Annotated in this window: 11 protein-coding genes; 3 read left to right on the top strand and 8 right to left on the bottom strand. The window is 73.4% G+C overall.

The genetic code is table 11. The features are described 5' to 3' along the window. Window positions 1–262: 262 nt before the first annotated feature. Window positions 263–1,690, bottom strand: coding sequence for a glycosyltransferase (locus VG869_13100; protein ID HEV3452122.1), 1,428 nt, complete (start codon window positions 1,688–1,690; stop codon window positions 263–265). Between the two features lie 113 nt (window positions 1,691–1,803). On the opposite strand from VG869_13100, the gene VG869_13095 reads away from it, so the two are divergent. Both VG869_13095 and VG869_13090 read left to right on the top strand, forming a co-directional pair. Next, entirely contained in the window at window positions 1,804–2,229 is a 426-nt protein-coding gene (locus VG869_13095) for an HIT family protein (protein ID HEV3452121.1), read from the top strand. Window positions 2,230–2,275: 46 nt separating this feature from the next. Continuing rightward, window positions 2,276–3,451: a site-specific DNA-methyltransferase gene (locus VG869_13090; GenBank protein ID HEV3452120.1), complete on the top strand. Its 1,176-nt coding sequence runs from the start codon at window positions 2,276–2,278 to the stop codon at window positions 3,449–3,451. On the opposite strand, the gene VG869_13085 is transcribed toward VG869_13090, so the two are convergent. Continuing rightward, window positions 3,390–5,105: a Rieske (2Fe-2S) protein gene (locus tag VG869_13085; GenBank protein ID HEV3452119.1), complete on the bottom strand. Its 1,716-nt coding sequence runs from the start codon at window positions 5,103–5,105 to the stop codon at window positions 3,390–3,392. The genes VG869_13090 and VG869_13085 overlap by 62 nt on opposite strands. A 94-nt stretch (window positions 5,106–5,199) precedes the next feature. On the opposite strand from VG869_13085, the gene VG869_13080 reads away from it, so the two are divergent. Then, window positions 5,200–5,853: a MarR family transcriptional regulator gene (locus VG869_13080; GenBank protein ID HEV3452118.1), complete on the top strand. Its 654-nt coding sequence runs from the start codon at window positions 5,200–5,202 to the stop codon at window positions 5,851–5,853. Window positions 5,854–5,867: 14 nt separating this feature from the next. On the opposite strand, the gene VG869_13075 is transcribed toward VG869_13080, so the two are convergent. The 6 genes from VG869_13075 to VG869_13050 all read right to left on the bottom strand — a co-directional run bounded on the left by VG869_13075 (window position 5,868) and on the right by VG869_13050 (window position 12,866). Continuing rightward, window positions 5,868–8,189: a xanthine dehydrogenase family protein molybdopterin-binding subunit gene (locus tag VG869_13075; protein HEV3452117.1), complete on the bottom strand. Its 2,322-nt coding sequence runs from the start codon at window positions 8,187–8,189 to the stop codon at window positions 5,868–5,870. A gap of 127 nt (window positions 8,190–8,316) precedes the next feature. After that, window positions 8,317–9,126: an enoyl-CoA hydratase gene (locus VG869_13070; GenBank protein HEV3452116.1), complete on the bottom strand. Its 810-nt coding sequence runs from the start codon at window positions 9,124–9,126 to the stop codon at window positions 8,317–8,319. Continuing rightward, on the bottom strand, window positions 9,123–10,205 hold the full coding sequence (locus VG869_13065; GenBank protein HEV3452115.1) for an amidohydrolase family protein: 1,083 nt from the start codon (window positions 10,203–10,205) through the stop codon (window positions 9,123–9,125). Before VG869_13065 ends, VG869_13070 begins: the two co-directional genes overlap by 4 nt. Before the next feature lie 3 nt (window positions 10,206–10,208). After that, window positions 10,209–11,132 (bottom strand): NAD(P)-dependent oxidoreductase, encoded by a 924-nt coding sequence (locus VG869_13060; GenBank protein HEV3452114.1) that lies wholly within the window; start codon window positions 11,130–11,132, stop codon window positions 10,209–10,211. An 88-nt stretch (window positions 11,133–11,220) separates the two neighbouring features. Next, complete coding sequence (locus tag VG869_13055) at window positions 11,221–11,670, bottom strand: OB-fold domain-containing protein (GenBank protein HEV3452113.1); 450 nt, start codon at window positions 11,668–11,670, stop codon at window positions 11,221–11,223. Next, a complete protein-coding gene (locus VG869_13050; GenBank protein ID HEV3452112.1) occupies window positions 11,667–12,866 on the bottom strand; it encodes a thiolase in 1,200 nt (399 codons plus the stop codon). Before VG869_13050 ends, VG869_13055 begins: the two co-directional genes overlap by 4 nt. Between the last annotated feature and the right edge of the window lie 8 nt (window positions 12,867–12,874).

The raw sequence follows: 12,874 nt of genomic DNA, 5'->3' as shown, positions 1-12,874 counted from the left end.
GTGCGGGCACTGAAGAGGGCGGGCCAGTCGCCGTCGAAACGCTCGTCCCTGAGGACCTCGAGCCCGAGCCCGTCGCGGTAGAAGCGCAGGCTGGCGTCGAGGTCACGCACGCAGAGCGCGGCGTGATGCAGCGATCGGGGCACGCGCCCACGCACGCTAGCCCGCCCCACGTCCATTTCGGGCCGTGCCCACCGGCCCACGCCGACGGGGCCGGCAGCGCCGAGGCGACACGGACGGCCGACCGGCGCTCGGCCTCGTCGGTTCATGCGTACGGCCGGGCCGGACCTCCGAGCCATCGCCGCGGCGTGACCCCGACGCCCCTCCCGCCGAGCGAGGGGACTCGGACCAGGCCTCGGATCCGCTGCCAGGTCGCCACCGGGCCTTGCACGGCCAGGAGGCCGACGAGGGCCGCCCCCCGCACCTCGTGCGGGGCGACGAGCGCGAGGCCGGCCTCGTCGAGCACCTCGCGGTGACGGCGGCGCTCGAGCGCCGAGCCGGCCAGGGCGAGCGGCACCACGAGCACGAGGTGGGCCACGACGAGTGTGACCTGGCCGAGCGCCACGAGGGCGAGGGCCTGCACCCACGCCAGCGTGAACGCGAGGTCGAGGGCCGGTGCGACCCGGTCGAGGCAGGCCATCACCTGGCTGGACCGCTCCGGCAACCCACGGACACCACCGCCGTCTCGCGCGGCCTGACGAACGGCGCGGGCCGCGTCGGCCCGGAAGCGGGCCGGCGTGCTCATCGTGACGATCGTCGTCGCACACGCGATGGCCAGGGGCTCGTTGACGACGCGCCCGCCGCGCTCGAGGAACCGCCAGGCCAGGAGGACGTCGCCCGCGCGACCCCCGGGCCAGCCGTTGACGGCGCGGAGGGCGTCGGTTCGGAAGAGCGTGCACGTTCCGTCCACAGCGAGCGGGCCGGCGAACATCGCCTCGCAGCGGCGGGCGGCGTCCAGCTCCAGCGACCAACCCGCCGCGAGACCCTCGGCGTCGCGCCCCGGGTCCCGATTGCGCACCAGCGTGTGCGCCGAAACCGCAGCGGTGATCGGGGGCTCCGACTCGAGTCTCGCCACCAGCAGCCGCAGCGCCGACGGGTGCAGGTAGGCCCCGGGCTCGACCGCGAGCACCAGGGGCGTCCCGACGTGCTCCAACGCCGCGTTGCGAGCGTCGAGCATCCCCGGGGGCTCGGCCTCCACCTCGAGATCGAGGCCCAGCTCGAGCGCGGCCCGCGCGGACTCTCGCGCGACCACGTCGCCGCGTCCGCAGTCCACGACCACGACGCGCTTCGGCCCGTCGTAGTCCTGGGCGGCGAGGAACCCGAGGGTCGACGCGGCCAGGGCCGGGTCGCCGCTCGTCATCACGACGGTGACGGGCGTCGTCGGACGGACGCGCAGCACCGGCACGGTCTTGTCGAGGAGGGCCGAGACGGCGCGGAACGCGGCGAGGCCGGCGGGGATGCCCACGGTCAGGACGGCCATCGCGAGGGCGTACGGCCACGAGAGGATGGAGGCGAGCCCGGCGCTGGTGGCGATGGCAATGACGGCGCTCACGACGAACCAGGCGATCGCACTTCCGCCCGCGATCGCCAGCTTCGTGTCCACCGGGAGGGAGCGCCCGCCGTCGGGCAGCCCGACGAAGTCAGGGACGGGCCGGAGCGACGGGATCGGGCGGGCCGCGGTCGGGCGGAACACGCCCGGAGGCTCGACCCGAGCTGCGCCGCGGGGCCGGACCGAGGACAGAGGGCCGATCATCTCCCTCCGTATCGGCTCCCGGGGCCGCGAAGTTCAGCCCCTACCATCCGCCCGTGGCGAGCGTCTTCACCCGCATCATCGACGGCGAGCTGCCGGGGGTCTTCGTGTGGCGGGACGACCGCGGCGTCGCCGTCCTTTCGATCAACCCGGTGCGGCCGGGGCACGTCCTCGTGATCCCCCGAGCCGAGGTCGACCACTGGATCGACCTCGAGCCGGACCTGGCGCGTCATCTCATGACGGTGGCGCAGGTCATCGCCCGGGCTCAGCAGGCAGCGTTCAGCCCGGCGCGAATCGGGCTGCTCATCGCCGGGATGGAGGTGCCGCACGCGCACCTGCACCTCATCCCCATCCGCGGCGAATCCGACCTCCATCTCTCGAACGCCGCCCGGTCGGTCAGCCCGGCCGAGCTCGAGAACAACGCCGAATCGATCCGGGCCGCCCTCCGGGCTCAGGGCGCCGCCGACGTGGCCGACGCATAGGGACGAGAACCGCGGCCGCGCGAGCGCCCCCCGATAGCGTCGAGCCGTGGCGCGACGGGCCCGGCTGGTGAGCGAGGAACGCGCTTACGCCGTCCGCACCGTCGAGGAGGCCCGGGGGCGCGCCGACGCGCAGGTGCGGACCTGGGGGCTTCGGCGGTCGTTGACGTTCGGGCTCCCCGAGGTCGACGACCGGTACCACGTGTGGCGCGTGCCCCTCCTGGCGGCGTCGTCGGCACGCGTCGGCGAGCTGGTGTTCGACGCCCGCTCCGGGGCGATCGACGCCGCGCGCTCGAGCGACGCCGCCACGGTGCGCGCCCGCCTGGCGCGAGCCGAGGCGCCGGGAAGGCCACGCGCCGGCGCTCGGGCGATCACTCGCTCGCCGCTCGGCAACGCCGTGCTGGAGGGCGACTCGGAGACGACGCTGGCGGCCCTGCCGACGGGAGCGGTCGACCTCGTGTTCACGTCGCCGCCCTACTTCAACGCGCGACCCGACACCGGAGACTTCGTCGACTACGACGAGTACCTCGACAAGCTGCGACGGGTGCTCCGTCAGTGCCGACGCGTGCTCGCCGAGGGGCGCTTCCTCGTCCTGAACACGGCGCCCGTGCTGCTCCGCCGAGCCCGTCGGTCCGAGTCGTCGCGCCGACTTGCGGTGCCGTTCGACCTCCACCGCATCCTCGTCGACGAGGAGTTCGACTTCGTGGACGACATCGTCTGGGAGAAGCCCGAGGGAGCGGGATGGGCCACGGGGCGGGGCCGGCGCTTCGCCGCCGACCGGCGCCCGCTGCAGTACAAGGCGGTGCCGGTCACTGAGTACGTGCTCGTCTACCGGGCGAGGACGGATCGTCTCATCGACTGGAACATCCGCGCGCACCACGATCCGCCGGCGGTCGACCGGTCCCGCATCGGCGACGATTACGAGCGCACGAACGTGTGGCGGATCCCGCCCAGCAGCCGCGCCGAGCACCCGGCGGTCTTCCCGGTTGCCCTCGCCGAACGCGTGATTCGCTACTGGTCCTTCGAGGACGATGTCGTGCTCGACCCGTTCGCCGGAGTGGGCACCGTCGGGGTGGCCGCGGCCGGCCTCGGGCGCCGGTTCGTGCTCGGCGAGATCGATCCCCGCTACGTCGCCGTCATGCGCCGCGAGCTGGCCGCCTCGCTCACGGAGCGGCCGCCTCCTCGAAGAGGTGCTCGCCCCGGCGCAGGCGCGACGCGATCGTGATCACGGTCGGCAGCTCCCGGCGGGTCGGCGCGTGGGCGGCCAGATAGCGGGTCCCCCCGGTCAAGATGAGCGCCGCCTCCTCGGACCCCTCGGGCCAGGCCCACGCCTGCCGGAGGCACGCCTCGAAGTGCTGGTAGGTGTGGAACCCGACGTCCTCGTCCAGCAGGCGGCGTCCGAGCGAGGCGGCGAGGGCGGCTCGCGACCCTCCGCCGCGCAGGTAGCCGTAGGCCTCGCTCCCGGCGACGTCGACGTTGCCCTGCACGTCGAAGCAGGCCACCACGGCGTCGAGCGATCCGGTTTTCGCGGTCGGAAGGCGGGCGGGCGGAACGTTGAGGAACCGGTCGAGGTACACGCGGAGGGCCCCGTGGAGGACGCCGCGGAGGAGCTCGACGGTCGGGGCCCGGACCAGGGCCTGGTGCAGGGCGTTCGCGGCCGTGAAGGTGTGGTGGACGGTGTCCCAGTCCCCGAAGTCGTTCTGGGTGTGGAAGCGCAGAACCCGAAGCGCGGCCGCCAGCGCCACGGCCCGCCCGAGCTGCTCCTCGGTGGCCCCGGCCCGGACCGCGTCGAGGATCGCGTCGACGATCCGCTCCGGCTCCTCGCCGAGGAGCGCCCGGCCGAGGCCAGCGACGTCCTCGAAGCTTCCCCGCCGGCCCCGACCGGCGGCGATCGCGCCCGGCAGCGCGGCGGTGGCGGTTCGAACGAGCGCGACGAGGTCCGCGGGGTGCCTCCACTCGCCGCCCTCCTCGCTTCGGCTCGCGGCCGCGGTCTGCGCGACGAGGGTGGGCAGGACGAGCGGGCGCGTCTCCGGTCCCAGCGCCGCGACCGCCTCGAGCGCCTTGTTCGTGAAGTCGAGGGTGTGGCCGCCGTCGACGAAGATGTGGTCGGTCACCGCCGCGAAGAGCATCGACTCGGCGTCCTCGGCGGGCATGGCGTCGGCGAGCGCGGTGACGAGGACTCGCTCGGCGGCGCCGGCGGACCGCGTGTCCACGAATCGCCGATACCACTCGGCGAGCCGCGGCGCGGTCAGCGCCTCCGTGGCGAGGGGAGGGACGTCGAAGCGGGGTGGGTGGCCGCGCGTGTCGGTCGACACGAAGACCAGCGCGTGAATGAGCGCGGCCGCCCGGTCGTCGGGGTCAAGGTGGTCGAGGACGTTGGCCATCGCGACGAGGACCGTGAGGCCGGCGCCCCACCCGGCAGCCCGGTTCCGGGCCCCGAACTCGAGACCGGTGCGCACGAGGGCCGCCGGCTCGACGCCAGCGTCGACGAGGCCGAGCACGGCCTTCGCGATGACGAGGGTGAGACCGTCCTCGAGCCCCTCGCGGAGCCGGCGCTGGAGGTGCTCCACGTCTTCGGGGTTCGACCTCGACGAGACCCAGACCTCGTCGTCGCGGACCTCGACGTCGAAGGCGCGGGCGTCGTCAGCCCACCGGTCGAGGGTGCTCCCGGACGCCAAGTCGAAGCGGGCGTGGTGCCAGTGACAGGTCAGGAGCCCGGCCTCGCAGGTGCCGCGGTGGAGCGGGAAGCCCATGTGTGGACAGCGGTCCTCGAGGGCGAACGCCCGCCCCTCGTGCCAGACCACGACGACCGGCAGGCGGCCCAGCTTCGTGAGCAGGCGGCCCTCCGCCCGCAGGGCGGCCGCCGATCCGGCGAGCACCCGGGATCCATTTTCGGAAGGCATCGCTTGTCATAGTCGTCCAGCCCCCCGTGTTCGTCAAGACCTCACTTGCGAAAGTCGCTAGGGTCGTCGGGTGCCCGCCGGTCTCACCGACGCCAAGCGCCGGGTGCTGGAGCGCCTGAAGCGCGTGAACACCGCCACCGTCCCGGAGCTGGCGGGCGGCCTCGGGCTCACCGAGGCCGCGGTGCGCCAGCACCTCGAGGGCCTGGCCGCCCACGGCCTCGCGGAGCGGCGAGGGCGAGCGAGCGGCGGACGGGGTCGACCCGCCATCGAGTGGGCGCTCACCCCCCTCGCCGCGGAGCTGTTCCCCGACCGGCATGGAGACCTGACCGTCGAGCTGCTGGCCGCCATCAGAGAGGCGGTCGGCGACGACGGCCTGGACGCCGTCGTCGCGGCGCGCTCGGCGCGTCAGCTCGCGGCCTACCGAGGCGTCGTGCCCTCGCCGGCGGCGGCGCCGCTGCGCCAGCGGGTGGCGGCCCTGACGCGACAGCGCACGGCCGAGGGCTACATGGCCGAGACCCGACGCGATGGGGCCGACCTCCTGCTGGTGGAACACCACTGTCCGGTCTGCAGCGCCGCGGCCGCATGCTCCGGGCTGTGCCGGGGCGAACTCGACCTGTTCCGCGCCGTGCTCGGGCCGGACGTCGTGGTCGAGCGGACCCAGCACCTGATGGCCGGTGACGCCCGCTGCGTCTACCGGGTCCGGAACGCCGACGGCCGGCCCTGACCGTCGGGCGCCGATCAGCCCGTCAACGCGTCGAGGATACGGCTCGGGGTGAGCGGCTGGTCGGTGATGCGCTTGCCGCGCACGGCCAGCGCGTCGGCGACGGCGTTGAACACGCACGGCGGCGAGCCGATGGCCCCGCCCTCGCCCATGCCCTTGTGGCCCCCAGGCGTCGGTGACCGCGTCTCGATGTGCCCGTACTCGATCATCGGCACCTCGGTCGACGTCGGCACGAGGTAGTCGAGGAAGGTCGTCGTCAGTGGATTCCCGTCGTCGTCGTACACGAAGTGCTCGTACAGCACCCCGCCGAGCCCCTGCACGACACCGCCGGCGATCTGGCCCTCGACGACCATCGGGTTGATCATCACCCCGCAGTCCTCGCTGACCACGTAGCGCTGGACCTCGACCGTGGCCGCCGCTGGGTCAACCTCGACCGTGCAGGCGTGGCACGCGTTCGACCACGTGATCGGCGGCGCCTGGTAGCTCGCGGTGGCCTCGAGCCCCGGCGTCATCCCCGGCGGCAGCTCGAGCGGCGAGTTCATCGCCACCCGGGCGATCTCGGCGAGCGCAACGCCGCGGGTCGGCGTGCCGCGCACCGTGACGCTCCCCGCTTGGACTTCGAGGTCCTCCGGCGCGGCCTCGAGCAGATGGGCGGCGATCTGCAGTGCCTTCTCCCGCACCACGAGCGCGGCGTCGCGCGCCGCGCCGCCGGCCACGACCGCGGTCCGGCTCCCGCCGGTCCCACCACCGAACGGGCTGCTGGCGGTGTCGCCCTGGACGACGGTGACCGCCTCGAGCTCCACGCCGAGATACTCGGCCACGACCTGCGCCATCGTCGTCTCCACGCTCTGCCCGTGGGATCCCGTCCCGAGGTGGACGGTCACCGTCCCGCTGGGCTGCACGCGCACCGTGGCGGTCTCGGTCCCGAGGCTCCCCGAGGCCACGCTCGTCGGCTCGACGTAGAGCCCGAATCCCACGCCGAGCAGGCGGCCCTCCAACGCGGCCCGCGCCTGCTCGGCCCGGAACTCGTCGTAGCCGATCAGGTCGGCCGCCTGCTCCAACGTCTCGCTCGGGGTCACGTGGTCGAGGACCAGGCCCCCGACGGTGGTGACCGGCAGCTCGTCGGCCCGCAGGCAGTTGCGTCGGCGGAGCTCGAGCGGATCGACGCCGATCGCACGCGCCGCGAGGTCGATCATCTCCTCGCGGGCGACGGTCTCGAGCATCCAGGGGCCTCGATACGCGCCCCGGCCGCAGGTGTTCGTCCACACCGCCGTGCTCGTGTAGCCAAGCCGCGGGATCCGGTACGGACCCGGGAACAGCATGGCCATGAACGGGCCCGTGCCACCGGTGCCGCCGACCGGATAGGCCCCGCAGTCCTCGAGATGGTCGAGGTGCACGGCGAGGATGCGGCCCTCGTCGTCGAAGGCCATGCGGACGGTGACCCGGTCGGCGCGCGCGTGGTTGGCCGCGAGGAGGTTCTCGCGGCGGTCCTCGATCCATTTGATGGTTCGCCCCAGGTGACGGGCCGCGGCGACGACGGCCAGCTCGTCGCGGGGTGTGAAGTACTTCTGCCCGAACCCGCCGCCGACGTCGCCCATCCGGACCCGTACCAGGTGCTCGGGGATGCCGAGCGCTCGAGCGCACGTCTGGCGGACCTCGTGCGGGTTCTGGGTCGAGATCCAGACGTCGAGCTCGCCGGTCGCCGGCGTGTACCCGGCGACGACGCCGCGAGTCTCCATGGGCACGTTGGTGTGGCGATGCTGGACGAGCGTCTCTGTCACGACGTGCGGCGCGGTCTCGAACGTGGAGTCGAGCTCGGGATCGGGCGGCGACGCGACCCGCAGCGCGACGTTCGAGCCGAGCTCCGCGTGCACGAGCTCGGGCGAGGTGGCCGCGCCCTCGGCGTCCACGACGGGTGGGAGGGGCTCGTAGTCGACGGCCACGAGCTCGCACGCGTCCTCGGCGAGGTAGCGGCTGTCGGCGACCACGATCGCCACGGGGTCGCCGACGAACCGCACGTCGTCCTCGGCGAGTGGGCGCAGCGGCGCGCAGGGAGAAGGCGGGGGGTCGCCCTGGAACATCGTCGGCTGCATCGAGCCGACGCCAGGGTTGAGATCCGCGCCCGTGAGGACCGCGTGCACGCCGGGGAAGGCGCGGGCCGCGCGGCCGTCGACGCCCGTGATTCGGGCCCGGGGGAGGTCGCTGCGGACGAACGCGGCGTGGAGCATGCCGGGGAGGACGACGTCGTCGACGAAGGTCCCGTGGCCGGTCAGCAGGCGCGGGTCCTCACGACGGCGCACCGCCTGCCCGACGAAGCGCCCGGCGGCGGGCGCGGTCACGGCTGCGGCCCCGCCGAGCGATTGTGGGGGGGCAGTGCGTTCGTCATCGGCACGAGCCTCGACACGACCGGGACGAGGAGCGCCGGGCGACGACCGGCAAGCGAGGGAGCGGCGGTCCGGGTTCCCGTCACCGGTCGGCGACCTGCGCCTGGCCGCGGGCGACGACGTCGGCGCGACGACGTCCGAGCTCGGCGGCGTCGAACGTCCGCAGCCACCAGTCGCGGTTGACGCGGTCCTCCACCGCCCACGCGGGGTCGTAGATCGTGGCCGCGACCTCCTCGTAGGTGCGCAGCATCCGACGGACCGCGGCCTGATCGTTGTGGACGGCAGTGAGGGCGAGCTCGCGGGCGAAGGGGAGCAGCTCCTCGTGCCCCACGACGTGGTTCACCAGCCCCCACGTCAGCGCGTCCTGAGCGGACAGGAAGTTGCCGGTGGCGCTGAGCTCCCGGGCGCGGCGCAGACCCACCGCCTCCGCGAGCAAGACGGTGAGCCCCCATCCCGGCATGACGCCGACCCGCGCGTGGGTGTCGGCGAAGCGGGCTCGCTCCGAGGCGACGAGCAGGTCACAGTTCAGCGCCAGCTCGAAGCCGCCGGTGATGGCGGGCCCGTTGATCGCCCCGACGAGCAGCTTCGTGCGAGGCGGGAACGGGCCCCGGAAGGAGAACCTCCCGACCTCGTCACGGAGGTATCGGTCGTCGCCCTCGGCGGGTCTCGGGGTGCCACCGCCGCTGACCTCTCGCAGGTCGGCGCCGGCGCAGAAGGCGGGGTCTGCACCCGTGAGGATGAGCGCGTCGACGTCGTCCCGCTCCTCGGCGTCGCCGACAGCACGCGCCAACGCCACGCCCAACTCCCCGTTGATCGCGTTGCGGACGTCGGGGCGGTTCAAGGTGATCGTGGCGACACGTTCCGCGACGTCGACGAGCACGACACTGCTCACGGCACGCTCCAGCCGTAGACGCGGGCGGCGTTCCTGCCGAGCACGGCCGCCTTCTCCTGCTCGTCGAGGTCGGCGTGCCCGGCGATTGCCCGCACGGAGTTCGGGAACTCGGCGTCCCAGTGCGGATAGTCGGAGGCGAAGACCACTGCGTGCGTACCGAGCCCGGCGAGCGCGTGGCCGAGGTGCCGCTCGGCCTCGCAGGAGATCACGAGCCGGCCGTCGACGAGGTACTCGCTCGGCGGTTTCGTGATCCGCGGCATCTCGCCGGGTCGCTTCTCGTAATGCTCGTCGAGACGCTCGAACAGGTAGGGACCCCACGCGGCGCCGGCCTCGAGGAGCAGGAGGCGCAGGCGCGGGAACCGCTCCAGCACCCCGCCGCACACGAGGGTGGCGGCGGCGAACATGATGTCGAACGGGAACTCGAGCGCGTGCAGGGTGGCGTAGGAGTCGACGAAGCGCTTGTACGCGAAGCGAGGACCGCCTGCGTGCACGCCGACCGGGACGTCGAGTTCCTCGGCGAGACCCCACAGCGGGTCGAGCGCGGGATGGTCGAGGTTGAAGGAACCGACGCAGCACGGGATGGTGATCGACACGAAGCCGAGGTCGCTCACTGCCCGGCGGGCCTCGTCGAGCGCCCGAGGGAGGGACCCGAGCGGCAGCGTGGGTGTGCCCTTGAGCCGCGCCGGGTCGGCGGCGCAGTACTCGGCGAGCCAGTCGTCGTAGGCGCGGCAGCAGGCGTGCGCGAGCTCCGGGTCGCTGATCCCCCAGAAGCCGAGGCTGGCGGTCCCATAGAGGATGGCGATGTCGATGCCCTCGGCGTCCATGTCGGACAGCCGCAGCGCGGGGTCGACGGCGCCCTCCCGGTGGACCGAGGCCTCGCGGATCCCCTCCGGCACCCAGGCGCCAGGCCCGGTCCCGGGCGGGATCTGGTTGCCCTCGATCTGGTACCGGGTCGTGCCTCGCTCGTCGCGCACGAGGCGGGGACGGCGGTCGTGGAACGCCGGCGGCAGATACCGCTCCCACAGGTCGTCGGGCTCGAAGACGTGCCCATCGACGTCGATGACGGTCGTCGGGACCACCCGCTACGCGGCCAGGTCGGGAAAGCGCGCTGCCACCATCTGTCGCAGCCCCTCGCGGAGGTCAACCGTCGGTGGCGGGGCGAGGCCCAGCAGCCGGGTGCGGTCGATGGTCACTGCGCCGAGCGTGCTCGGCGTCTCCTCGAAGCGGAGGGCGAGGCCGGTGAGCTCGGCGAGGTACCCGCACCACTCCTCGATGGACGAGGGCGCGCCCCCCCAGTTGACGATCGTGGCCGGCACGCGGGCCGCGGCGAGCAGGGCCGGGATCGTGGCGAGGATGTCATCCTCGTGGATGGGATTGAAGCGGTTCGGTCGCTGTGGGTGCAGCGGCACCGGGTTGTCGGAGCGCAAGATGAGCACGTGCCACGCCGGCCAACCGCCGTTGTCTCCGTACGGGACGTTGAGCCGGGCGATTGTCGTCGGCACCCCGTGCTCCCGCGCGCCGGCGCGCGCCACGGCCTCGGCGGCGATCTTGGCCAGGCTGTAGGTCGGGAACAGCACGCGGTGGTTGTCACCGAGCGGATCCGATTCCCGGAGTTCGTGGTCGGGTCCTTGGTGCTGGTACACCGCGGTCGACGAGCAGTGAAGGAACGCCTTCGCGCCCCGGCAGTGGCCCATCAGCAGCCCGACCGACTCGGCGTTCGCGGCGATGTCGTGGTCCCAGTCCGCGTCCCCGCCCTTCGCCACCGCGAAGTTCAGCACGTAGTCGAACGAGTCGGGCAGGTGTGAGAAGTCGCTCGTGCTGAGGTCGGTCGGGACGCACGTCACGCCGGCCGCGTGCAGCTGCTCTCGGGCCGGGGCGTCGGAGAACCGGGCGATCCCCCACACCTCGTTCGCGGCCGCGAGCCCGAGCGTCACCGGCAGGCCGACCTGGCTCGTCGGGCCGGTCACCAGAATGTGTTGGCCCTCAAGCGGTTCCGCGGCGCGCATCACCGCCTCGAGGCGGAGCTGGGCGTCGAGACGGGCACGGGCGCGGACGGTAGCCCAGGGCCGGCGCCGGCGGGCCGCCCACGACCGGTCAGGCCGGCCGCCAGGTCGGCACGCTCTCGCCCTCCCGGACATCACGCCAGACGAGCTCGACCGGCAGGCCGACGCGCACGGCGTCGACCGTGGCGTCGGTGACGGCGCCCACAACCCGGACGTGGTCGGTGTCCGGCAGCTCGACCACCGCCGGGGCGTACGGCACGGAGTCGGCGAGGTCGGGCAGGACCGGGTGCCAGACCACCGTGTAGCTGTACACGCTCCCGACGCCGGGGCGCTCGACGAACTCCACCGCCTGGCTCTGGCAGCGCCAGCAGAACGGGCTGGGCGGGAACCGGAAGGTGCCACAGGTCGTGCAGCGCGGCACCACGAGGCGGTGTTGAGCCGCCGCCTCCCAGAACGGCGCCGTCCAGGTGTCGGGGCTGAGGTGGATGAGGTCGGCGGCCGGGAGCCGCAGCGGCACCCGGTCCTCCGCACGCGTGCTCACGGTGCCCGCAGCAGCAGCGAGGAGGTCGGCAGCGACGCCGGGCCTCCGGTCACGAGCGCGACCTGCGCGTCGTCGACCTGGTTGACCGCCTGTCCACGCAGCTGCTCGACCGCCTCCTTCACGTGCGTCATGCCGATGATGTACGCCTCGGACAGGTTGCCGCCGTGGGTGTTGACGGGCAGCGATCCCGTCGGCCACCGGATGTTGCCGTCGGCAACGAACGGGCCGCTCTCCCCGATGCCGCAGAAGCCATAGTCCTCGAGCTGCAGCAGCACCATGGGTGAGAAGTGGTCGTAGAGCAGGGCCACGTCCACGTCCTCGGGACCGAGCCCGGCCATCTCGTAGAGGCGCCGCGCGACCGGCCGGTGCCCGGACGAGGCGAACATCTCGTCCGGCATGTTCATCCAGGTGATGGCCTGGCCCCAGCGGCCGTGGCCCCCGTGCGCGGACGCCGTGACCATTACCGGCGGCTGCCGGAGGTCCTTCGCCCGCTCGGCGCCGACCGTGACGACCGCGACCGCGCCGTCACACTCGAGGCAGAAGTCGTAGAGGCAGAGCGGCTCGGCGACGAGGCGAGCCGCGAAGTAATCCTCGAGCGTCAGCGGCTCGCGCATCAGCGCGGTGTCCCGTCGGCGAGCGTTCTCGCGGGTCGAGATCGCCACCTCGGCGAAGTGCCGGCGCTGGGTGCCGTAGGCGTGCATGTGGCGCCGGGCCAAGACGGCGAACATCTGGCCGGGGGCCATGAGGCCCGCCGGCTGGATGAAGTTGCCCTCCGGCGACGGCGGCGCCGAGTACTGGGCGCCCGGGCGGCCCCGCGGGGCGTACGAGGCGCCGAACCGGCTCGCCGCCTGCTGGAGCGTCATGAGGCTCACCGTGCAGGTGGCCATGCCGGCGTCGATCGCGGCCGCGGCGAGCCCGATGGAGCCGGCGGCGCCCCCTCCTCCCCCGGTGAGCATGGCGGTGAAACGGACCTCGGGGATGCCGAGCGTCTGCGCGAACAAGGACGTGTCGCCGCCCAGGCCGACGCTGTACAGCGCGAGCCCGTCGACATCGGCGACGGTGAGACCAGCGTCGTCGAGGGCCGCGAGGGTCGCCTTCCCGGCCAGCTCGAGCAACGTCTGGGGTAGCGACTGCCCGCGCTTGTAGTACGGCGTCGCGCCGATGCCCACGATCGCCGCCTTGTCCCGCAGGCTCATGCTGGGGG

This window comes from Acidimicrobiia bacterium (assembly GCA_035948415.1).
In the GTDB taxonomy this organism is placed as follows: domain Bacteria; phylum Actinomycetota; class Acidimicrobiia; order IMCC26256; family PALSA-555; genus PALSA-555.
This window is presented reverse-complemented; position numbering and strand designations above follow the sequence as displayed.